The sequence below is a fragment of the Bacteroidota bacterium genome (genome assembly GCA_034439655.1).
Lineage (GTDB): Bacteria > Bacteroidota > Bacteroidia > UKL13-3 > UKL13-3 > CANJUD01.
In genome coordinates, this window is record JAWXAU010000111.1 from 21,428 (window position 1) to 45,941 (window position 24,514).

20 protein-coding genes are annotated in these 24,514 nt (G+C 40.3%); 14 read left to right on the forward strand and 6 right to left on the reverse strand.

Features of this window, described 5'->3' with window-relative positions; genetic code table 11:
- Positions 1-12: 12 nt before the first annotated feature.
- The 5 genes from SGJ10_07830 to SGJ10_07850 all read left to right on the forward strand — a co-directional run bounded on the left by SGJ10_07830 (position 13) and on the right by SGJ10_07850 (position 3,620).
- Positions 13-468, forward strand: a complete 456-nt coding sequence (locus tag SGJ10_07830; GenBank protein ID MDZ4758030.1) for a winged helix-turn-helix domain-containing protein — start codon at positions 13-15, stop codon at positions 466-468.
- A 233-nt stretch (positions 469-701) separates the two neighbouring features.
- A complete protein-coding gene (locus SGJ10_07835) occupies positions 702-1,664 on the forward strand; it encodes an NAD(P)-dependent alcohol dehydrogenase (protein ID MDZ4758031.1) in 963 nt (320 codons plus the stop codon).
- 179 nt (positions 1,665-1,843) lie between these two features.
- On the forward strand, positions 1,844-2,422 hold the full coding sequence (locus tag SGJ10_07840) for a YdeI/OmpD-associated family protein (GenBank protein ID MDZ4758032.1): 579 nt from the start codon (positions 1,844-1,846) through the stop codon (positions 2,420-2,422).
- 40 nt (positions 2,423-2,462) lie between these two features.
- Positions 2,463-3,050 carry a TMEM175 family protein gene (locus tag SGJ10_07845; protein MDZ4758033.1) on the forward strand — a complete coding sequence of 196 codons (588 nt, stop codon included), beginning with the start codon at positions 2,463-2,465 and terminating at the stop codon, positions 3,048-3,050.
- Between the two features lie 63 nt (positions 3,051-3,113).
- Entirely contained in the window at positions 3,114-3,620 is a 507-nt protein-coding gene (locus tag SGJ10_07850; GenBank protein MDZ4758034.1) for a DUF4256 domain-containing protein, read from the forward strand.
- A 38-nt stretch (positions 3,621-3,658) separates the two neighbouring features.
- Here SGJ10_07850 and SGJ10_07855 read toward each other — a convergent pair whose 3' ends face one another.
- Together SGJ10_07855 and SGJ10_07860 are read right to left on the reverse strand one after the other, a co-directional pair.
- A complete protein-coding gene (locus SGJ10_07855; GenBank protein MDZ4758035.1) occupies positions 3,659-6,031 on the reverse strand; it encodes a hypothetical protein in 2,373 nt (790 codons plus the stop codon).
- Between the two features lie 193 nt (positions 6,032-6,224).
- Positions 6,225-6,986, reverse strand: coding sequence for a DUF4197 domain-containing protein (locus tag SGJ10_07860; GenBank protein MDZ4758036.1), 762 nt, complete (start codon positions 6,984-6,986; stop codon positions 6,225-6,227).
- A 51-nt stretch (positions 6,987-7,037) separates the two neighbouring features.
- Between SGJ10_07860 and SGJ10_07865 the strand changes: the two genes are divergently transcribed.
- Positions 7,038-8,291 carry a competence/damage-inducible protein A gene (locus SGJ10_07865; GenBank protein MDZ4758037.1) on the forward strand — a complete coding sequence of 418 codons (1,254 nt, stop codon included), beginning with the start codon at positions 7,038-7,040 and terminating at the stop codon, positions 8,289-8,291.
- A 24-nt stretch (positions 8,292-8,315) separates the two neighbouring features.
- Here SGJ10_07865 and guaB read toward each other — a convergent pair whose 3' ends face one another.
- From guaB to SGJ10_07885, 4 genes are all read right to left on the reverse strand, one after another.
- Positions 8,316-9,779 (reverse strand): IMP dehydrogenase, encoded by a 1,464-nt coding sequence (gene guaB, locus SGJ10_07870; GenBank protein MDZ4758038.1) that lies wholly within the window; start codon positions 9,777-9,779, stop codon positions 8,316-8,318.
- Positions 9,780-9,902: 123 nt separating this feature from the next.
- Positions 9,903-11,405, reverse strand: coding sequence for an SUMF1/EgtB/PvdO family nonheme iron enzyme (locus tag SGJ10_07875; protein ID MDZ4758039.1), 1,503 nt, complete (start codon positions 11,403-11,405; stop codon positions 9,903-9,905).
- A 69-nt stretch (positions 11,406-11,474) separates the two neighbouring features.
- Complete coding sequence (locus SGJ10_07880; protein MDZ4758040.1) at positions 11,475-12,479, reverse strand: type IX secretion system membrane protein PorP/SprF; 1,005 nt, start codon at positions 12,477-12,479, stop codon at positions 11,475-11,477.
- Positions 12,480-12,647: 168 nt separating this feature from the next.
- Entirely contained in the window at positions 12,648-13,712 is a 1,065-nt protein-coding gene (locus SGJ10_07885; GenBank protein ID MDZ4758041.1) for a type IX secretion system membrane protein PorP/SprF, read from the reverse strand.
- 200 nt (positions 13,713-13,912) lie between these two features.
- On the opposite strand from SGJ10_07885, the gene porU reads away from it, so the two are divergent.
- From porU to SGJ10_07925, 8 genes are all read left to right on the forward strand, one after another.
- Positions 13,913-17,734, forward strand: coding sequence for a type IX secretion system sortase PorU (porU, locus tag SGJ10_07890; protein MDZ4758042.1), 3,822 nt, complete (start codon positions 13,913-13,915; stop codon positions 17,732-17,734).
- A 199-nt stretch (positions 17,735-17,933) separates the two neighbouring features.
- Positions 17,934-19,121, forward strand: coding sequence for a type IX secretion system outer membrane channel protein PorV (gene porV, locus SGJ10_07895; protein MDZ4758043.1), 1,188 nt, complete (start codon positions 17,934-17,936; stop codon positions 19,119-19,121).
- 6 nt (positions 19,122-19,127) lie between these two features.
- Entirely contained in the window at positions 19,128-19,607 is a 480-nt protein-coding gene (gene ispF / locus SGJ10_07900; GenBank protein MDZ4758044.1) for a 2-C-methyl-D-erythritol 2,4-cyclodiphosphate synthase, read from the forward strand.
- Between the two features lie 125 nt (positions 19,608-19,732).
- A complete protein-coding gene (locus SGJ10_07905; protein MDZ4758045.1) occupies positions 19,733-20,674 on the forward strand; it encodes a hypothetical protein in 942 nt (313 codons plus the stop codon).
- 575 nt (positions 20,675-21,249) lie between these two features.
- Positions 21,250-21,486, forward strand: coding sequence for an acyl carrier protein (locus SGJ10_07910; GenBank protein MDZ4758046.1), 237 nt, complete (start codon positions 21,250-21,252; stop codon positions 21,484-21,486).
- Between the two features lie 46 nt (positions 21,487-21,532).
- Positions 21,533-22,789, forward strand: coding sequence for a beta-ketoacyl-ACP synthase II (gene fabF, locus SGJ10_07915; GenBank protein ID MDZ4758047.1), 1,257 nt, complete (start codon positions 21,533-21,535; stop codon positions 22,787-22,789).
- 133 nt (positions 22,790-22,922) lie between these two features.
- Positions 22,923-23,594, forward strand: coding sequence for an O-methyltransferase (locus SGJ10_07920; protein ID MDZ4758048.1), 672 nt, complete (start codon positions 22,923-22,925; stop codon positions 23,592-23,594).
- Between the two features lie 86 nt (positions 23,595-23,680).
- Positions 23,681-24,514 (forward strand): alkaline phosphatase family protein (locus tag SGJ10_07925; protein MDZ4758049.1); only part of this gene is annotated, 834 nt, incomplete at its 3' end.

A 24,514-nucleotide genomic window follows, 5' to 3' on the forward strand; every position in this document is an offset into this window, starting at 1 on the left:
TAAAATGACAATATGAAAGGACCAGAGTTTTTGAAGTATGTAAATCCAGTATTGAAAACATTACAAGCAAATGGAGGAGCTGGAAATGCATCAAATACGATAGAACAAATTATTGAAGACCTTGCGATAACTGATAAAGAGTTAGAGGAAGTCACTTCTAACGGACAGTCCCGTATTCGAAATCAAATTCAATGGGCAAGAATTTATCTTTTTAAAGCAGGTTTAATAGATAATACCCAAAGGGGAATTTGGAGATTGACGAATGAGGGACTTGAAAGGAAACTTACAGATGAAGATGTTTATAATCTATTTAAAGGGGTGCAAGAAAGTGTAAAAAAGACTGCAACAGTCACTCCCAAGAAAGTTGAAGAAAAATTTGAGGAGACATCAACCGAAGATGAAAAACATTCTATTGGATTAATAAATATTATACAAAGTTTGTCGCCAGCCGGTTTTGAGGTTAGTTGAATTATTTGACAAGCATCATTTAGGTCTTAAGCCAGTAACCGTTTTTGAAATTGACAACGAATTCTTTAAATGGTTTCTTTGATTCTGTAGCTAACATGGTATTGGCGAATCTAGCGGGTGAGGTGAAAATGTTTAGCTTTGTGCTTCTAATCCGCCACATTGCCGAGCCGCAAACCTTTATCACCACATACCGAAAATCACCCACCATCAAAACTTAAAATTTAACCCTATAAATGAGAGCAATTATAAATACAGAATATGGACCACCTGAGGTTGTTAAATTGATGGAGGTTGACAAACCTACACCAAAAGATAACGAAGTGCTGATAAAAGTTTATGCCACCACTGTAAACCGTACCGACTGTGGATTCAGAAGTGCTGAGTATTTTATAAGCAGATTTTTCAGTGGACTTTTAAGACCCAAAAATAAAACGCTTGGAAACGAGTTTGCTGGAGAAATAGACGCAATCGGCAGAAACGTAACATTATTTAAAACTGGCGACAAGGTGTTTGGTTATAATGATACAAAGTTTGGGGCACATGCCGAGTATATGACGATGATGGAGGATGAAGCCATAACAACAATGCCGAGTAATTTAACATACGAGGAAGCTGCACCCATTACTGAAGGTGGACACTACGCCCTGTGCGATTTAAGAGCAGCGAAAATTAAAAGCGGACAAAAAATCCTGATCAATGGTGCTACAGGTGCCATTGGCTCGGCGGCTGTGCAACTGGCAAGACACTTTGGTGCATCGGTTACAGCCGTGTGCAATACACAAAATATAGAACTCATAAAATCATTGGGAGCTGACGTGGTAATTGACTATAGTAAAGAAGACTTTACCAAAATAAACCAGACATTTGATATAGTATTTGATGCGGTTGGCAAAAGTTCATTCGGTCGATGCAAACCCTTGCTCAATAAGAAGGGCATATATATGTCGACAGAACTCGGGAAAAATTCGGAAAATATATTTTTAGCTCTTATTACCCCATTATTTGGCGGCAAAAAAGTATTATTCCCTATCCCTACAATTAGTAAAAAAGATGTTGTTTTCTTAAAAGAACTGGTGGAAAATAACAAGTATAAACCTGTAATTGACAGACGATATACGTTAGAACAAATTGTTGAAGCATACAAGTTTGTGGAAACAGGACAAAAAACAGGAAATGTAGTAGTAACCTTAACCTAATTAACTGAGACTAACTAAAGCCGCAAAACATCAACCTGCATAAAAGCTCACCCTGCTAGGTGGATTTATTAATATGTGTGAATTAAACAAGAAGTAAATGTCGATACATTTGTATATTTATACAAAGGAAAAACTGGACACATCGTTTGCTATTTCCGTTCACTAAATCAATACATAAAATGAATCCAAAAGTTGATTTTTATTTCAGTAAAGCCAGAAGATGGCAGGACGAAATTGAGAAATTGAGAATGATTGTTCTTGATTGTGAGCTAACCGAAGAATTGAAGTGGGGTTGCCCAGCTTATAACCTTGAGGGAAGTAAAATAGTTTTAATCCATGTATTTAAAGAATACTGTGCCCTTTTATTTTTTAAAGGTGTATTAATGAAAGACCCGAAAAGTATCCTGATACAACAAACAGAAAATGTACAGACAGCAAGGCAGATGCGGTTTACCAGCATTGAGCAAATAGTTAAAATGCAAGCCACCATTAAAGCATATATTAAAGAAGCTATAGCGGTGGAAAAAGCAGGTTTGAAAGTGCCACTGAAAAAGACCGCTGAATTTAAAATGTCTGAAGAATTTAAAAATGTATTAGAAGATATGCCCAAATTAAAAACTGCATTTTATGCATTAACACCAGGCAGACAAAAAGGATATTTATTGCACTTTTCGTCAGCCAAACAACAAAAAACTCGGCAGTCGCGGATTGAAAAATATATACCGCAAATTCTCAAAAGAAAAGGATTGGAAGATTAAAATATATGAATATATATATTTGCGGCCATAAACAATTATAATGACAAAAACAAGATTAGAAGCATTTAGCGATGGGGTTTTAGCCATCATCATCACTATTATGGTACTCGAAATAAAAGTGCCTCATGACGCAAGTGTTCAAGCACTTATTAATTTATTTCCTATATTTACCAGTTACGTGCTTAGTTTTTTCTTTGTCGGAATTTATTGGGTCAACCACCACCATCTGTTGCACATGATAAACAACGTACATAGCAAAATACTGTGGGCAAATATGGGGTTATTGTTTTCTCTTTCTTTAATACCCTTCACTACTAGCTGGATGGGGGAGAATCATTATGCCTCGCTGCCAGTGGCAATATATTGTTCCAATTTGCTGTTATGCGGTTTTGCAGCATATTTTTTACAAATTGCAATCACCTACAAATTACCTCCCGATGATGAAGTTTTTGTAATCATTAAAAAGACTGTAATAAAAACCTATTTTTCTGTATCGCTAAATATCATCTCCATTCCCTGTGCTTTTTATTACCCATTAATTTCCCTGATATGTATAGCAGTGCTCTGCATTCTATGGGTTATCCCCGACAAGGGTATTGAAAAAGTATTAGAGGAAAAAATAGAATAATAATAGTAGTATGAAAAGCAAAAAAAAACAGATGCCCCCCAACAACAAAAAGAACTTCTCAGCATTCTCAAATCCCGTTTTGAGAAAAACATGAACCGACATAAAGGTATCGAATGGGCCAATTTACAAGCAAAATTAGAAGCCAATATAGATAAACTTTGGTCGCTCAACCAAATGGAAGAAACCGGTGGCGAACCTGATGTTATTGGTTATGACAAGAGCGAATATATTTTCAATGCTTGCTCTACAGAAAGCCCCAAAGGACGCAGAAGTATATGTTACGACCACGAAGCATTGGAGTCAAGAAAAGAAAACAAGCCCGCAAATAGTGCTATAGAAATGGCAGCAGATATGGGCATTGAACTTTTAACAGAAGAACAATATAAGTCTTTGCAAAAACTCGGATACTTCGATACGAAAATATCGAGCTGGGTGCTAACACCTCCTGCTATTCGAAAACTCGGTGGTGCCCTCTTTTGTGATTGCCGCTACGGCACTGTCTTCGTGTATCACAACGGTGCGGAATCTTACTATGCTGTTAGGGGGTTCCGTGGCTCGTTAAGGGTCTAATTTCGATAGATATCGCGGAAAGCATGACGGCCTCAGTTTTACTTTTTCTTCTTCTTCGCTTTCTCCAAAGCCTTCCACCCCTTCTCGTAAGCCTTCTTAAAGTACTTAAGCTCACGCTCGCCTTCAGAAATATAGTGTGCTACCCAAACATTGGGTGTATTGCCCCGTGTTTGGTGGTCTTTGTTGGCCATGTCTTTGCCCAGTTTGTTTTGCATATCTTTGGTTACTCTGTAATCTACTCCAAGAGACAAGGATGATTTGAGCATTTGGAAAGCATTATCTATTTGCGATTTCTTATAATAGTAGTCGGCTAGATAATAATGGAATGCTGCATCGTGGTTTTTAACAGCCCAATCAATCTTATCGGTGAAAGGGATGTTCAAGTTTTCCAATTGTTGGGTTTTGTGGTAAGCTGCTGCTTGGTCCAGGTCTTCTATTACCTTAAAGTAGGCTCCTTCCTTCAAATCTTTTTGGGCTTCGGCAAGCAAAGCCTCATATTTGACCGCAGCGGCAATTCGAGTCTTACTCGTAACCATTTCTGCTGAATCTATCTTACAGTGTTTCTCTTTACGGGCAATGCCAATAGCAATATTGTAGTTATTGGTAGCATCGGTAAAGTTTAGTACTTTTTCTAATTCTTTGGCTTCTTTTACTTTATTGTCTACATCGGTTCTTGCGTCATCACACTCTTTCTTGCCCAACTTACCCGAAAGCTCTGCTGAGAGTTTCTTGATTTCAGCATCGTTCTCCAGACCAGCACTAATAATATCTAAAGAGATTATATCATACTGCTTCCTAGCTTCAGTCATACTGAGGGTAGCCATTGACGATTTTAGTGCAGTAAGCTTTTTCACGCTTACTGTTTTGCGGACTGCCTTAAGCAATTTAGGCAATTCGGCATTTTGTTTTAAGGTGTACTTTTCTTGTAGGGTTTGAGCAGCTTGCAACTCGTACAATGCTTGTTCTACCTTGTCAGCATTGTTCATATCAGCTTTTCCAGTTGCTACTAATCCATCGTATTCACTCTGCTTAAGTTTGCCCAGTATCTCGTCAGCCTTTTTGGTATCGGGAATTTCTTTTGGGTTATTGCGGGCGGTGCGTTTGGCATCCTGTGCTTTCTCTTCGGCCAATATATAGTTCGACATCTTCATGGCAGCATTGGCATCAACTACTTGCTTGTTATATATGCCCTGCCAAGCAAGTTTATTGTAACGATCGGCTGTATCATTGCAACCTGTGAAGTTGAGCGTAAAGCATGGGTTTCTAGCTTTGCTTACTTTTTCTATCGCTTCCTTATATAGCTTTTTCGAGATATCCACCTTGGCCTGACTTATATAGGTATTGAATATATCGTTGGCCAACCTAAGCATCTCCACCTGCAAAGTATTGGGCACCCTTTCGTGCACCATGGCGAGCTTTTCCCAACTGGTGTCTATGCGACCTTGCAAATAATCGATCTTGGCAAGTTGAAAAAATGCAGTAGGATGCGACATCCTGTTACTTCCCAAACACAAGTTGAAACTCTTCTGGGCTCCTTCCATGTTGCCTACAGCCATTTGGTCAATTCCTTTTTTATAATACAGTGCGGGGGCATCGGCATTCATGGTATTCATTTGCTGCTGATATTCGCCCAGCAGTCTTTGCAACTCTGCAAACGATTGTGTTTTCCCTTCAGGATCGGCACCTAGTTGTTGCAAGCTGGATGGATCCATTTCTCTTTGGTATAGTGATGCTTGATCGAACACTTGTCTCACAATGGCAAGGCTATCAATATTGCCCCAAGGCAGTTGTTTCAAGCGGTTCACAAAATATTGGGGAATGGAAGTACGATACGATTTTATCAAACTTAGCCTTTTGCTAAAATTATTAAGTGCTTGGGGGGTGTACCCTAATTGCAGATTTTGAATTCTGAGTATAGAACCTCCCAAATATAAAGTATCATAGTTGTTCAAGTTCAAAACCAAACCATCTATATTGGGTTGCACGTCTTGGTAGTGCTGCTGCCAACGTACAAAGCCACCAGGCAAAACTACTTGTATCTCGAAGGTAAACAAGTCGGGAATCATTACCTCATCTAACCTGAAAGGACCAATGGCCACATCGCCATTCACGGTGCTACTTTTGCGGTTTAAAGTAATATTATACAAGGTACTGCTTACCTGCACCAGCCGAAGGTCGTAGTTGAAATTTACGGTATACTCTGTATTATATATATTCTTAGGTATATCGGTAGACAAGTTCTGCAGTAGTTGCCGCGTAATATCGTTCCGCGTCATCTGCACATAATTGTAATTCACAAGCACATTCTGTTGCTGCGTTTGTTGAAAAACAACAATGTTCTGCGAACTTGCTGAATACGTGATCCACACAAGGCAGATGGATAGGAGGGTTTTGGTATATATTTTATGCATAGGTTATTTTTAGGATTCGGGATTCAGGGAAGGTTAACTAAACATTGTAATTCAATACTTAACCACTCATACCCTGTCGCTATGATATTTATTCTTCTATTTTTACTCTTATTGCAATAGGCGGTTGTATTCAGTTATCAAAGAAATTAGGTGTACGCCCACATTCGTCGATACGAACTGAATCCTGCACCACTTACTTCGGCCAATTATTTTTATCAAATACCCTTTTTAATACATCATTAATACGAGCTGCAGGATTTTCACGAATTTTTTGCTCCTCGGTGGCCACAAGTTGAAACAACCCGCCAATCGCTTTGTCGGTGGCATAGCCTGCTAGGTCGGGGTTCATTTTGGTAATGAAAGGAATTTTATTATAGGTGCCCACGATATCTGCCCAATATTTAGTAGCATTTACTTGGTCGAGCGAGGTTTGTATAATCGGTTTAAAATTGCTGGTTAACTGTGCGGTAGTTTTACTTTTGAGGTATTCTGTAGCTGCTGTATTATTGCCCTTCAATATGTTGAAACCATCGGCAATGCTCATGCCCATAATCGCATTTTTAAACACATCTACCGAACTAGCCGATGCTTTCTCTGCTCCACGGTTCAGTGATTCTATAAACTGGTCGCACAAATTGCCAAAACCAAGTGAACGTAATTTAGTCTCGATATTCTGTGCCTCGGGCGGGAACAATAATTTAATGGCGGCATTCTTAAAGAAACCATCGGTGGCACTCGCAAATCCGCTGGCATTTTTTATACCTACATTTAACGCCTCTCGCAAGCCACTAATAGCCTCACCATTAGTAAGTGGCGAATTAGCATTCAATACTGTATTGGCCGATTGGGTAAACTGTTTCATCTGTGCATCGGTGCACGATTGTAACGCAAACATAACGCTGCAAACAATTACACCTGTGGCAATTGTTAGACTTGTAAGTAATTTAAATTTCATAATGTCGGATTTTTACAAATATTTTGCCACGAAATTAAAGAATTAAAACAGATGAAGGAAATAATAGCAGAAATCATTACCGTGGGCGACGAGATTTTGATAGGCCAAATAGTGGATACCAACTCCGCTTGGTTGGGCTCACAGCTTAGCGAAATGGGCATTCGCGTGAAGCAAATAAGCAGTGTGAGCGATAATGCAGCACATATATTAAATTCACTAAAAGAAGCCGCCACCCGTGCCGATTTAATTCTTATTACAGGAGGCCTAGGCCCCACCAAAGACGATATTACCAAAAACACGCTGGCCCAATACTTCCATACCGAAATGGTCCTACACCCTGCCACCTTGCGTAGGGTGGAAGAAATATTCAGCACCCGCAATTTGCCTATGCTCGATGTTAACCACATGCAAGCTTATGTGCCTGCAAACTGCACCGTGGTAGAGAATAGCAAAGGCACAGCACCAGGTATGTGGTTCGACGAAGAGGGCAAAGTATATATGAGCATGCCTGGCGTTCCTTCTGAAATGAAGAGCATATTTACTGAAGGCGTCATTGCTAAATTACATCAACGATTCATTATGCCTAGCATCAGGCACAGAACTTTACTCACCGCAGGTATTGGAGAATCTTTTCTTGCCGAAAAAATAAAAGACGTGGAAAACAAATTACCTGAACATATAAAACTAGCTTACTTACCCGGGCTTGGGCAGGTGAGGCTTCGGTTAACAGGTTATGGCGAGGATGCCAATGCACTCGATTTGGAGATAGCTAATTTTGCCGAGCAAATAAAAAGCAAAGCCTCTTCCTACTTCTATGGCGAGGGTGATGATACTTTGGGAAAATATATTGGCCGCCTCTTCGCCCAGCAGCAATGGACACTTAGCATAGCTGAAAGTTTTACAGGTGGTTATATTTCGCATCTTATTACCGAAGTGCCTGGCAGTTCATCCTATTTTGTGGGAGCCCTAGTTGCATACGATAATGAGGTAAAGATAAAAGAGCTAGGTGTACACCGCCAAACTATAATAGACCATGGGTCAGTGAGCGAACAAACTATTATAGAAATGGCCGAGGGCTGCCGAAAAGCATTGAATACTCATTATGCCATTGCCACTAGTGGAGTGGCGGGCCCTGAGGGTGGTACAGAGGCCAAACCCATTGGCACCTGCTGGATAGCAATAGCCTGCCCCGACGGAAAAACCATAGCCAAAAAATACCACATGGGTAACGACAGGCATAATACCATTCTCCGCTCAGGAATAGTGGCTTTGGATATGCTACGGAAAGTAATTGAGGGATTATGATTCGGGGACTAGCAACAGATTAAGCTACCTACTATAGTTAGGAGCTTCTTTAGTAATGGTGACATCATGCGGATGGCTCTCTTTCATTGCAGCAGCCGTAATTTTTACAAATTGTGCGGCTTGTAGCGTTTCAATATCAGCAGCACCAGCATATCCCATTCCAGCACGAAGACCCCCTACAAATTGGTAAACTACTTCAGCTAGGTTTCCTTTGAACGGAACAATTCCTACAATACCTTCAGGAACTAATTTTGCAATTTCTTCCTCCGCATCTTGAAAATAACGGTCTTTGCTGCCCTCTTTCATTGCTTCTATGCTGCCCATCCCTCGATAACTTTTGAACTTTCGTCCGTCAAGTAAAACTGTTTCGCCAGGACTTTCCTCCGTTCCCGCAAACATGGATCCTGCCATAATACAAGAAGCTCCAGCAACTATGGCTTTTACCATATCGCCACTGTACCTAATGCCGCCATCAGCAATAATAGGAACTCCACTACCTTTAATGGCTGTTGCTGCTTCCATAATGGCTGTAAGTTGTGGTACGCCAATTCCGGCAATAATGCGTGTAGTACAAATGCTGCCAGGGCCTACGCCCACTTTAATTCCGTCAACTCCTGTATTGAGTAACGCTTTAGCTGCAGAGGCTGTGGCTATATTGCCCGCAATTATTTGCAAGTTGTTGAATTGTTTTTTTGCTGCTCTCACAGCATCAATCACTCCTTGTGAATGGCCATGGGCAGTGTCTATTATTATTACATCAACATTGGCTTTCACCAATGCTGTTATGCGTTCATGCGTATCTGATGTTACGCCAACTGCTGCACCCACCATCAACCTCCCATGCTCATCTTTGCAAGAAATGGGGTGATGCTTTACATTTAAAATGTCTTTGTACGTAATAAGCCCCGCAAGTTTCCCCTCCTTATCCACTACAGGGAGTTTTTCTATCTTATATTGTTGTAAAATACTTTCGGCTTGCTGCATACTGGTGCCAAGTGGGGCTGTAATCAGACGATCTTTGGTCATTACTTCATCTACTTTTTTGTCCAATAAGCGTTCGAATCGCATGTCGCGGTTAGTAACTATGCCTTTCAGCTTGCCATGCTCATCCACTATTGGAATACCACCAATTTTGTTTTCACGCATCAGTTTTATAACTTCGTGCAAAGTAGCTGAGACACTCAAAGTGATAGGGTCTAATATCATTCCACTTTCGCTCCTTTTTACCTTACGCACCTCTTCAGCCTGACGCTCGATACTCATATTTTTGTGCAAGATGCCAAGCCCTCCCTCGCGGGCAAGTGCTATGGCTAAACGGCTTTCGGTAACCGTATCCATTGCCGAAGAAATAATGGGTACATTGATTGAAATGTTGCGGGTAAGTTTTGTGCGAGTAGATACATCGCGTGGCAATACTTGTGAATATGCCGGAAGAACTAAAACATCATCAAATGTTAGACCTTCTCCCCAAATTTTTTGATTTATCATAAGCAAAAACCTTTATGGTTATTTGCCGTGCAAAACTAAGTGTTTTGGAGCAAAGTCTGTTTAAATAAAAACAAAAAGCCGCTTCAAAATTTTGAAGCGGCTTTTTGTTTTGACTATTGTCTTTTATTTTTTCTTTTGTATTGGGTCGCCCACACGTATCATAGCACATCTGAAACCTAACCAACACATAGACCGTTCTTCATCTAAATAGCGGCGTGTGCCAGGTGCCATATAATATGCAAGGTCATTCCACGAACCACCTTTTACAACTCTCACTTTATTGGTAAGCAGAGAGTTAACAGAATACTCATATTGTTGTTCACCACCTTGATAGTTTAATTCATCTTTATAACCAATATTATCAGCTTTATCATAATTAAGCCTGTTAGCTGCATTATCAGCAGTTACAGGTTCACTTTGCATCCGTCCCAAACTATCTTTCAATTCAGGAGCACCGCTCGCATCTAATTTACCTTGAGTGAACACGTTACCTCTATAAGAATTGAAATCTGCGAAATCTTCCAAAGACATAGGTCTGTAAACATCAGAAACCCATTCAGCTACATTGGCTCCCATGTGGTATAAACCAAAGTCGTTTGCAAATGAATAAGCTTTATCGTTTTTGGATTTGGGTTTTACTTGCGTAGTAATAAATGAACGGTCATTCAATCTGCCCGCCACACCAGCATAGTCACCGCGTCCGCGTTTAAAATTATCCATAAATTTACCCTTATCTTTTTCGGTATAGGTGTTACGGGTAGTTAAGCCTTGCCACGGGTAAATCTTTTTATTGTCGATGTTTTCGTTGAACGATTGGCTTTTATATCCATAAGCAGCGTATTCCCATTCGGCTTCTGTAGGGAGACGGTATTCAGGTAAAAACACCCCATCTTCCATTTTTATTAACCTCTTGTTTTTTTTGCCTGTAGATTTTCCTGGGCGTAAGTCGTTTTTTTGACGGGTGAACTTCACTACATTATCACCTACTTGCCCTGCCAAATAAGCTTCTGTGTTAAAGTTTTCGGCATCTGCTTGCTTTTCGGGTTGTAGTTTGATATAACCTTCCTTTACCAAAATATTTTCATTTACACGGTCGGTACGCCATGCAGCAAATGAGTTTGCTTGCACCCAACTAACACCTACCACAGGATAATCGTCATAAGCTGGGTGACGGAAATAATATTTTACCATGGGTTCATTGAAAGCCAATTTATCTCTCCACACCAAACTGTCAGGGAGATTCCTTTTATAATACTCCGAATATTCATCTTCAACAGAGAATACCCTTGTAATCCACCACAAATATTCACGATAGTCTTGGTTACGAACTTCGGTTTCGTCCATATAAAAACTAGGGACACTCACACGTCTTTCCATATTGTTATGCTCGTAACCCACATCGGTTTCTGAGCTTCCCATAGTAAATGTTCCTCCTTCAACAAATACTAGACCTGGGCCAGTTTGTTGCCCTTTGTAGTTGGTAGATTCAAATCCACCCCACTGTTTGTTGTTGTATTGCCAACCTGTTGTACTCGATTTTGTTTTTGCTGGTGCTTCGCCTCCACCGCATGAGGCCATGACCATTAAACCAGTAACTGTAATTGTTGCAAATAGCAATCTTTTCATTGGTGATTTATTTTATATTAAAGTTATAACGTAATCCTTTAAGAATTATTGTGCAAAAAGAAAAAAAAATTAAAAATCGGGGCAAACAAGCATTTTAGCACCTGAACGACTGCTACAGCCAATATTAATACCACAAGTAACCTCATGCGAGCCTGTAGCCGCAGCACGGGCGTTGGACACCGTAAGGTCATAACTATAACCAACCTTAAAGGTAGAAGTTTTGAAACCTACCAGTACCATCAACGCATCACTATTGGGGCGGGTTTGTCTATACCAAAGACCCGTAATGAATGAAGATTTATTGATGTAGAACCCAAAGTTAATTTGTGTGAACTGCTTTTGAACCATAAACAACATATTAGGAGAAATGGTAAAGTTTTGTTGCCTCACGCCGATAGGTATCGTCATACCGCCGTGAATGGTGTAACGACGAGGCAAATTGGTACCAGGCCCTGTTGAGTTATAAAATGATTCATTGGGTTCAATAAGGTTATGAACCGCCAAACCCACATAGTACTTATCAGAATATAAAACAGCACCTGTGCTGAAGTTTGGAAATGTTTTAGTTTCAGTTGGTTTGATCTCGGCTGTTGGATTTGCGGTACCCGTTGAATTTTGAAATCCGGTTCTGGGGTCAATCATATCGCTAAACGTGAGTTTAGCCCAGTCAATACTTTGTTGATAGTAGGATGCTTGCATACCAAAACGAAGATTGACATCGTAACTAATTTTCGTATTGTATGCATATATTGCACTCGCAGTAATTCTACGTAAGCGACCTACACCAGCTACATCGTTGGTAACCATTAACCCTAAGCCACCAGCTAAATTGGTATAGTCTCTGTCCCAACTTACAGTTTGCGTTTCGAATGTACGGGCTAGGCCGGGCCACTGGTTACGGTAACACATTACCACACGCCCACAACCACCGCTAGCACCTGCAAATGCAGGATTGGTGTATAAGGGGTTGCCATAAAATTGACTGAACTCAGGGTCTTGGGCATTTGCATCGAGTGTGCAAGTAAGTCCTAAAAAACTGATGATCAAAAGTTTGAAGGTGTATCTACTAAACATATCCCTGCAAATATAGATGCTTTCTTTATGAATGCAAGAAATATGGATGTGGGAAAATAATTTTATGTACATTTTTTTGAGCAGATTGCAGTTGTCAGATATTTTCATAAAACAGTATAATTAGGTTAAATTAAAGAAAAAGATTAAATGATATATTTTGTTAAACATTTAGAAAGTCATGCCGGGGCAGCCAGTCTGCGGATTAGGCTTCTGGCTACCACACCCAATATTAATACCAAAAGTAAGCTCGTGCGAACCCGTAGCTGCGGCACGTGCATTCGAAACGGTGAGGTCATAACTATAACCTATTTTAAAGGTGGGTGTTTTAAAGCCAACCAATACCATCAGAGCATCGCTATTGGGGCGGGTTTGCCTGTACCAAAGGCCTGTGATAAAGTTTGATTTGTTGAGGTAAAAACCAAAATTGATTTGAGTAAACTGCTTTTGAACCATGAACAACATATTGGGTGATATAGAAAAGTTTTGCTGCTTTGGCCCAATGGATATATTCATTCCACCATGTATGGTATAGCGACGAGGTAAATTGGTGCCTGGCCCAGTAGAATTATAAAAGGACTCATTGGGCACAATAAGATTATGGACCGCCATACCCACATAATAATTTTCGGAGAACAATAATGCTCCTGTACTAAAGTTGGGAAATGTTTTTGTAGGCGAAGGACTAATTTCTTGCGTTGGTTTTTTAGTATCGAACCCTCTTCTCGGATCAATCATGTCGCTAAATGTGAGTTTGCTCCAATCGATACTTTGCTGGTAGTATGAGGCTTGCATTCCAAACCGCAGAAACGTATTGAAGTTTATTTTGGTACTATAGGAATACATTGCATTGGCTGTAACCCTTCGCAGGCGGCCTGCACCAGCCACATCGTTGGTAACCATTAGCCCTACCCCTCCTCCTAAGTTGGTATAATCTCTGTCCCAACTTATAGTTTGGGTTTCGAAAGTACGGGCTAAACCTGGCCACTGGTTGCGGTAGCACATTATTATTCGGCCACATCCACCACCAGTTCCTGCATAAGCTGGATTGGTGTATATAGGGTTGCCATAAAATTGGCTTAGCTCAGGGTCTTGGGCACTTGTTTCGGATGAGGAGGTCGTAAATAAAGTAATAATAAATAAAAGTTTGCATCCGAATTTGCTATATATTAACCTATAGTTATATATATTATGGGTAGATGAAATGAGCAGATTGAAAAATATTTTTTTCTCCATTGCAACCTTTTTTGTGTTTTCGGTATCTTCTAGACATTAGGAGCAGCAAAAAGGTTGCTTCTTAAAATTTAAAAATCCAAATATTTCTTTATAGCGTAAATTTTTACTTTGTTATTCGTCTTTATTAAGGTTACTTTGCTACTCAATTTTTGCTTAGTACCTAAAAATACAGGACGATTAGCTGAGTAAAAAAACTATTTATGATTAAATATAAAATTACCACAACACTGAATAAAGGCATCAGGGTCTTGTTGACCAGCATAAGTCTTTTTTTATTATATAATGTCACCTCAGCACAAAGTTTTGAAAAAGAATATCAAATAACTTGGCAAGGAACTAGCCTACAAGCTGCAGAATTAATATATATATCACCTAAAGACAATTGTCCTTATTTATACATTTCAGAAAAAGCGGGGGTCAACAAAAAACTTGAAGCATCAATAAAAAATATTGAATATGAAAACGTCGACACCAAGGTTTCATCCGATATTAAATGGTTGCTTGTAAACACTCTTGTGCAATTCAAAAAAATTATAATACGCAAAGAAAATTATACAGTTTTGGATATGCCCGCCATTAGAAAAAACCCTTCCAGTGGTGAGTTAGAGAGAATAAAGAAAATCCAGATTGCCTATACTATCCAAAATGATTTGCCCCAGATAACAAGCAGAGGGAACAAATGGAAATCGCAATCGGAATTGGCTACGGGCGACTGCTATAAAATACAAATATTTAGCAATGCAGTATATAAAATGGATTACCAATTTCTCAAAAATCTTGGTGTAAATATAGACCAAATCGACCCAAGAAATATCAAGATGTTTGGTAATGGAGGCGGGATGTTACCTCAGCAAAACAATGCAAAATTTAACGACGATTTGGAAGAAATAGCCATCACAGTAATGGGAGAACAAGATGGCAAATTCGACAATGATGATTATCTGATGTTTTATGGTAAGGGTCAAAATGTATGGAACTATGATACCGCTGAAAACCGATTTTTACATCAACAAAACTATTATAGTGATGGAGCTTTTTATTTTATTTCTGTGGGCAATACTGCGGGCAAACGAATACAGGGTCTATCCATTGCAGCCGGGGCTTTACCCTCCTTGGTGAATAGTTTCGATGAGAGGTTGGTTCATGAGCTAGATTTGGAAAACCCTTTCAAATCGGGTCGCGTATTTTTGGGTGAAAAGTTTGATAAAACCGTTGACTATAACTTTAACGAAACCCTTTCTGGTATTATCAATAGCGAAGATATTATAATAACTTCGGAAGTAAATGCACGTTCGTTTGCAAATAGCAGTATGGGGGTATTGTTCAATGGGCAAAATATAATAGACCATCAAATACCTTATACTTATCCCGACCAAGGTGCAAATTACTATACAACTAGCAACATCACAAAGCACACTAAAATAGCCTCTGAACAGGTTTCGCTGAGATATAATTATGCAAAGCCCATGATGTCATCGGCAGGGTGGCTCAATTATTACGAAATCCAATATCGCAGGAGTTTGAATTTTGCTGGGGGCATGTTGTTTTTTAGGGACTCGAGGAGTTATTTATCTTTAACTGGAATGAAATTCGAAATTAATAATGGAGGTGATGCTAATGTGTGGGATGTGAGCAATCAAAACAATATACAAAAAGTGAATTATATTAACCAAGGTGGTAAAGCTGTTTTTTACCAGAACGAAAATGTGATTCATGAATACGTGGTTTTTGATGCTAGTTCTTTAAAAATACCGAGTGCTGTAGGTAAAGTTGCTAACCAAAATCTGCATGCTTTGGGACAGCATGATTTTGTTATTATTAGTCACCCCGATTTTGTTGCCCAATCGAACCGTCTTGCTGAGTATAGAAGAGGTCAGGGCATGCGTGTAGTGGTAGTTACCCCAAAACAATTATATAATGAGTTTTCTTCTGGTGCACAGGATATTTCAGCTTTCCGTAATTTCATGAAAATGCTATATGACCGTGCTGGAACCCCCGATCAGATGCCCAAAAATCTTTTGTTGGTTGGCGATGCTTCTTTCGATTACAAAAACGATAAAGTGGTACACGACAATGGAGGTAAGTTAACCTATTATAGCAATACCAATTTTGTACCCACCTTCGAGAGCGATGATTCTTATAGTCAGGCATCGCATTGTAGCGACGATTACTATGGGTTTTTGGACGATGGCGAAGGCGATTGGCTTGACTATGCAGAATTTGGCTTGGACATAGGCGTGGGTCGACTGCCAGTTAATACAGAAGCACAAGCTAGAGAAATGGTCGATAAAATAATCATTTTTGAATCAAACAAATCATTTGGCGACTGGCGTACGAAATCAGTAATATTGGGCGATGATCAAGACCAAAATTCACACTTAAAAAATGCTGAAGATGTGTCAGGAAATATTGAAAACAATTGCAAAGAACAAAATGTTAAAAAACTATATTTCGATGCGTATAAAAAAGTAATTGATAATGGCGTACCCTCCTATCCCGACGTGAAAAATATTTTTAATACCTATCTGCAACGTGGTTGCATGTTTGTAAACTATTCAGGGCATGGTGGACCTGCACAATGGGCACACGAAAATATATTTAATATCGATCAGATAAAGAACCTTCGGAATATTAATAACCTGCCAGTATTTATGGCTGCCACTTGCGATTTTGCCCCCTGGGACGACCCAACAATTACATCGGCAGGCGAGTGGGTTGTGCTTAATCCAAATGGAGGCGGTATTGCGATACTGTCCACCACACGCATTGCCAATACTGGACAAAACCAACCTGTGAATGCAAATTTTTTCAATAATAATGTGTTTGAACGCAATGCTGTTTCAGGTAAATTTCGCACCTTGGGCGAAGCATATATGTATATGAAAAAAGCGGCCAAAGGCATCAGAAACTTTATGCTTTTGGGAGACCCTTCTCTCAACCTCATGATTCCGACGGATACCGTAGTGATAACAAATATAAATGGCAAAGCTGCTGGTAACGATACCTTAAAAGCATTGATGCAGGTAACCATAGCGGGTGAAATAAGAGACCGCTATAATAACTTGGAAGCAAACTTTAATGGTTTTGTATACCCTACCATATACGACAAACGCTCTCCCTATCAAACACTCGGCAACGAACCCACAAGTAACATAACTACTTTTACTGAGCAAAATAATATAATATATAAAGGCAAAGCCACGGTTCAAAACGGGAAGTATTCCTTTAGTTTTATTGTACCTAAGGATATTAATTATAAGACCGGGTTTGGCAAATTGAGTTTTTATGCACACAGCGATACCAAACAAGCTTGGGGAGCCAATAATGCCATAGCATTGGGAGGTACTTCCGATTCTATTATACCTGATAGTAAGGGCCCTGAAATATTGGTATATATGAACGACGATAAGTGGGTAACTGGAGGCACTACCAATGCAAACCCATTGATGTATGTGAAATTATTCGATGAAAGTGGTATCAATACCTCGGGCAGCGGAGTAGGCCGCAACCTTACCGCAACACTCGATGATGGCAAAAGTTTTGTAGTGAACGATTTTTACGTAGCCCAGCAAAACGATTTCACTCATGGCGAAGTGCGTTACCCAATGGCTAACGTAGGCGAGGGCAAACATACCCTTACCTTTAAAGCTTGGGATGTATATAATAATTCTAGTACCTCAAGTACTGAGTTTTATGTGGTGAACGACATTAACCTTTCCATTAGCCATTTGCTCAATTATCCCAATCCATTTTTCACTCTCACCACTTTTCATTTCGACCACAACAAAGCAGGGCAAGCACTCAATGTGCAGATACAAATTATGAATGTGAGCGGACAGGTGGTGAAAAATCTTCAAACATCGTTTGAGCAAGCCCCCTCCCACTTCGAGCACCTCACTTGGGACGGGTGCGATGAGTATGGAGACAAAATAGGCCGTGGCGTTTATATATATCGTTTATGCGTATCCGACGGCCAAGGAAATACTGTAAACCAAACACAAAAATTAGTAGTATTGCAATAAGTATAATTTTCACAACTTACTCTAATCCCCAATGACACAATTGGACATAACTACTTTTATAAAGTCCGAATACTTTCGCGACAAACAAATACAAGCACTAGAAAATGAATCAATTAACGTCTAAAATATTTTCTACAGCTTCATTTGGGTTTACATCATATCTAAAACATTAACAACCGTATATTTGCAAACTTATTTTATGACAAAGAATAGAAATTACATTTTGATTAGCTGTTTATCAGTATTTACATTGGCGGCCAAAGGTCAATCATCATCATCATCAGTTTTAGATTTTGCTCGAAAACTCAATACCATCACAACCTCCGTACCTTTCCTATCCATAGCCCCCGATGCTAGGGCTGCGGGCATGGGCGATGCAGGTGTTGCGGTGAGCCAGGATGCGAATGCTGATTTTTGGAATGCCTCCAAACTGGCTTTTGCCGATAAGAAAAAATCTTTCTCCATTAATGGTGCCCCTTGGCTCCGTTCCTTGGTGAACGATGTGTGGCTATATTACCTTTCGGGTTATGCAAAAATAGATGATCGCTCTGCTTGGAGTGCGGGCATGCGTTATTTCTCGCTTGGTAGCATACAGTTTACCGATAATAATGGTAACCCAATACAACTTTTCACCCCTAGCGAATATGCACTCGATGGTGCTTATTCACGTAAGTTGAGCGACGAATGGAGCATAGGCATTGGTCTACGTTTTATCTATTCCAACCTTGCGGGCCGTGTAAGTACCGTAGGTGGTGGCCAAGCCAGGCCCGGTATTGCAGGTGCAGGCGACCTTACAGGATACTGGCAGCACGATGGTAAACTGAAAGATTATAAAGCCCGCTACTCCTTTGGGGCCACACTTACCAATGTGGGCAATAAAATAACTTATACCAACTCTGCCAACAGAGATTTTATACCAACAATGCTTCGCACCGGTTTTTGTACCAAAGTCGACTTTGATGAGTTTAACTCATTTGCTACCAATCTGGAGTTTCATAAATTACTAGTGCCGACCCCACCCCAACGCGATCCCAATAATGGTAAAATTACCAAAGGCATGGATCCCAACGTATCAGTGCCACAAGGTATGGTACAATCTTTTTACGATGCACCCAATGGTTTTAAAGAAGAGATGAGCGAAATAAACTGGGTATTGGGCATTGAGTATTGGTACCAAAAACAATTTGCCCTTCGTGCAGGTTTCCATCACGAACCTTACAATAAAGGCAATCGTAAATTTTTCACCTTCGGTGTGGGTCTTAAGTACAATGTATTTGGGATAGATTTTGCTTACCTTGTGCCAATACAACAGCGTAACCCTTTGGAGAATACACTTAGGTTTAGCATCCATTTCGATTTTACAAGTTCCACTACCACCAATCCTTAATTAGTTTTGAAAATCCGTGTTGGATTTGGGTTCGATGTACACCGCCTTAATGAGGGCGAACAGCTCTGGCTGGGTGGCATACTAATAACACATACCAAAGGCACAGTGGCACACAGCGACGGCGACGTACTGATACATGCCATTTGCGATGCGTTACTGGGTGCTGCAAACTTGAGAGATATAGGTTTCCATTTCCCCGATACTAGTGCCGACTTTAAAGGTATTGACAGCAAAGAACTTTTGAAAACGGTTATTAAACTTATAGAAGAAAAAAGCTGGCAGGTCGAGAATATTGATTCCACCCTATGCCTCGAAAAACCAAAGATAAACCCACTCATTAATGATATGGTGGCTACCCTTGCCCCAATATTAAAAGTGGATGCCGATGCCGTTTCCATTAAAGCCACCACCAACGAGCAAATGGGTTTTGTAGGCCGCGAAGAAGGTGTTACCGCCTATGCCGTGGTGCTCCTCAAATCTAAATAATGGTATTATGTACTTCAGAAATTATACTTCCTGTGGTTTTGTGCTCGCCTGTGGCAGCGATGTATCATCAATCACTAATATGAGCTGTTTTTTGACTACACATATTCCAAATAATTAATATATCATTGGCTGCAATATTTGTAAACCATAAAGATATAGACTCCGCAAAGTGGGACAACTGCATAGCACAAGCTGCCAATACAAAAATATATGCATTATATAGTTACCTCAATATTGCTTGTCAATGGGATGCTATTATCTATAATGATTACGAAGCCGTAATGCCCCTGCCTTACAAAAAACGATTGGGGCTAACCCATCTCTATCAACCCTTTTTTTGCCAGCAATTGGGCATATTCCATACAACAGGATTCGATACGAAGTATTATAAAATTTTCCTTTCTCTTGCCACGAAGCAGTATAGTTATGGTCATCTGCAGTTAAACCATTTAAATAAGCCCGATTTTTATAGAAATGCTATTAGCAAAAGCTATAACATAAAACCCAAAACAAATCATATATTAAACTTGGCTAATGATTATGACACGCTATACCAAAACTACAGTACCAAATGCAAGCAAAGTATTAAAAAGGGACAAAGTACCCAAGCACATATAACCCTACAAAAAGATATACTTATTGCAGTAGATTTCTATGCAAAACACTACGGCCACCGTACTCCCCATGTTCTCACTCCTGACTTTGCAAGGCTTGCCCAACTATTACAATTACCTCATTTTCAAACCATTTGTTATATATACACTAACCCGGAAACTACGCAAATAGAAGCTGCTTGCATATATATACTATACCAAAACCAACTTTACTATATACTCGGTGCCTCAATAGGTCAGGCCAAACAAGACTGTGCAACCTTTTATATAATGGATCTCATCGCCCAACAATACGCAGGCAAAAACTATATACTCGATTTTGAAGGAAGCATGATACCCACGGTAGCAAGATTTAATAAAGGCTTTGGAGCCGCGGAACAATCCTATTGCGATATCCGATTCTCGTCTCCCTTTTCTATATTGGGTAGGCGGATGTTGGGGAAGGAGGGATAATGTAATCCTTCGCCGAAAAAGAAAGATAATACCGAAACTCAATATATAATAGTCCAAAAAAAGGGGGACTAAACATATTGTAGTTCTTATACCCACCATAAAGGCGGATTTAATCAATTGGAATTCGCATAAGAGGAATAATACCGAAACTCAATATATAATAGTCCAAAAGAAAGGGCCTAATCCCCCGCATCCCGATAATTATCGGGATTAAGCGGGGCTTTCGGGATGTAGTTCGGTATTACCATTCTACAAACCAAATCCGCCACAGGCGGAGAAGTATTTTAGTTTAAGAATTGGTATAAAATTGCCACAAATCTCAAAGGAAAAAAGTATCAAAATATAAATCCCGCTGCGTTTGAGGGACTGGATGACAAAACTTGGAGATTTTATTCCATGTCAAGATTTTCGAATTAGCTTGGCACCTACATAATTCCAACCGACTCGTCTCGTCCCTTCACAACAGGAAAAGATAAGAGGAAAGGATGAATGAAGGGTTATTTAAAAAAATATTTGTTGGATAGATATTAATAGAGGTAATTTGCACCCCAAATAATAACTAAAACAATACCAACATGTCTGACATTACCACCCGTGTAAAATCAATTATTGTAGATAAGCTAGGAGTAGACGAAAACGACGTTACTACCGAAGCTAGTTTCACCAACGACCTAGGTGCTGACTCACTTGACACTGTAGAGTTAATTATGGAATTCGAAAAAGAATTCAATATCGCTATACCTGACGATCAAGCTGAGAAAATAGCCACCGTAGGCCAGGCGGTCGAATATATTACTGCCAACGCCAAGTAAGTATCGTTTAACAAAACCACACTAAACAGCTAACCCAAGTTTTGCCATGCAAAACCGCAGAGTAGTAGTAACAGGAATGGGTGCATTAACACCCGTGGGAAACACCGTTGCCGAATATTGGCAAGGGCTATTGGCGGGTACATCAGGTGCTGCCCCCATCACCAGGTTCGATGCGAGCAAGTTTAAAACCCGTTTTGCTTGCGAGATAAAAGGCTTTGATGTGCTAAACCACATCGACCGCAAGGAAGCAAGACGAATGGATCCGTACACGCATTACGGCTTGGTAGCTGCAAGTGAAGGAGTGGTCGATAGCGGGCTGGACAAGGATGAGACGGTAGATAAGGACCGGGTGGGGGTGATATGGGGATCGGGTGTGGGTGGCCTCAAAACATTTTTGGATGAGATATCTGAATTTGCAAGAGGTGACGGTACGCCGCGTTTTAGCCCATTCTTTATCCCGATGATGATTGCCGATATAGCCGCAGGTTATATCTCGATTAAATACGGTTTTAGAGGTCCCAACTTTGCCATTGCAAGTGCCTGTGCAACCAGCACCAATGCTATTGCCGATGCATATATGTATATAAAAGCCGACCATGCTGATGTGATAGTAACAGGAGGTAGCGAAGCTTGCATAAACGAACCTGCCATAGGTGGTTTCAATGCCATGAAAGCACTAAGCGAACGCAACGACGACCCCTCAACCGCTTCACGCCCCTACGACCTAGACCGTGATGGTTTTGTACCCGGAGAAGGTGCAGGATGCTTGGTACTGGAAGAGCTGGAACACGCAAAAGCACGCGGAGCAAAAATATATGCTGAGATAGTAGGTTGTGGCCTTAGTGGCGATGCCTACCACATTACAGCCCCACACCCTGAAGGACTGGGAGCATTAAATGTTATGAAAAACTCCTTGCGATTTGCAGGGCTAAAACCAGAAGATATTGATTATATAAATACCCACGGTACATCCACCCCGCTGGGCGACCCGCAGGAGTTGAAAGCCATACAAAATGTGTTCGGCGACCATGCCTATAAGCTAAACATTAGCTCTACCAAATCGATGACTGGCCACTTACTAGGCGGTGCTGGTGCAATAGAAGCAATAGCTGCGATACTTGCGGTGCAGAACGATATTGTTCCTCCTACTATTAACCACTTTACCGATGACCCTGCTATAGATAATAAGCTTAACTTTACCTTTAACACGCCGCAAAAGCGATTGGTGAGGGCAGCGTTGAGCAATACTTTTGGGTTCGGCGGGCACAATGCTGCAGCGGTTTTTAAGAAGTATGAGGAGTAGTTTGCTATCAAGGTCGTCAAGCTGGCTACGATAGTTATTTGGATTGTTTCAGCCTCTCATTTTTGTGCAGACCCCCGAATCCTGACTGATATTGTGCTAGAGTGACGATAAGCAACCTATTTTAATAAATACCATGGATTTCATCCCGCAAAACATAACAGATTACGCCTTACAGTTCACACAACCTGAATCGGAATTGCTGAGCGAGCTTAACCGTTACACCCATAGTCACATGGTTTTCCCAAGGATGCTTTCGGGGCACTTACAAGGGCGAGTTTTGGCCATGTTCAGCCACATGATAAAACCGAAATATATTTTGGAGATTGGCACCTTTACGGGCTACTCAGCCATTTGCTTGGCAGAGGGCTTGGCCCCCGATGGCATGCTATATACTCTTGAAGCCAACGCCGAATATCACCATATCGCCAAAGATTTTATTGGCAAATGCCCCCATCACAACCAGATACAACTTATTTGTGCCGATGCAGGAGAAACCCTCAAAACTTTAAAACACCCTTGGGACTTGGTATTCATTGATGCCGACAAAATGAATTACCTTAACTATTACCAAAGCGTGATAGACAACGTGAGTCTGGGAGGTTTCATTATAGTTGATAATGCACTGTGGAGCGGCAAAGTTACTGATACTGAAATGCTACAAAAGGATGCTGAAACAAAAGCCATTCATCAGTTTAATGAATATGTGGCCAACGATGAAAGGGCAAGTGCGGTGCTTTTACCAGTTAGGGATGGCATGATGGTTTTACGGAAATCTACTGCCGTTGGCTTAAGCCAGCAGCAATAAATTTCTTCAATACGACAGAAAAATAACCCTTGCTTGCTAAACTTCTCTGATGTTAATTTGTTGTTAAATAAAAAAGTATTCACATCATGAAGCAATTATTGCCCCTCGGCCTGTTCTTCTCGCTTACATTGGTGTTAGCTTGTCACTTCGATGAGAAGACAAATCCGGGTCTTTCTAGTAAATTCGATGCAAAATATGTTGTAATAGTATCTGTTGATGGCCCTAGGTGGAACGAAACATGGGGAGATGATAGGCATACTAATATACCCTACCGTGAAAAGTTGGCCAAGCAAGGCATACTCTTTACCAATTTCTCAAATGCTGGTTTTACCGCGACCAATCCTGGGCATTGTGCAATTACTACTGGCTACCACGAAAATATTGATAATTCAGGGCAACAACTTCCTACCTATCCGTCAATTTTTCAGCACTTCCTCGAAGCAAGTGGTTATAATAATTCAACATGTCAAGTAATAGCGAGTAAAGATAAATTGAACGTACTTGCCAATTGCAAAATAGCAGCCTACAATAATAAGTATAATGCAGAAGTTGATATTGGTGTGAATGGGCAATACTACGGCTATCGTGAGGATAGCATTACATTTAAAAATGCTTTAAAAATATTCAGTAATAAACATCCTCGTGTTACCCTTATACATTTCAAAGGGCCTGATATTATGGGTCATCAAAATGATTGGCAAGGGTACCTTGACGCAATAAAAGAAACCGACAAATATTTATATGATTTGTGGAGTTATTTGCAAGCTGACCCTGTATATAAAGGCCGTACTGCTTTCTTTGTAACTAATGACCATGGAAGGCATGACAATGACCATAGTGATGGGTTTGTGAGTCATGGAGACAATTGTGCGGGTTGCCGTCATATAGAGCTTATAGCCCTAGGCCCCGATTTTGCAAAA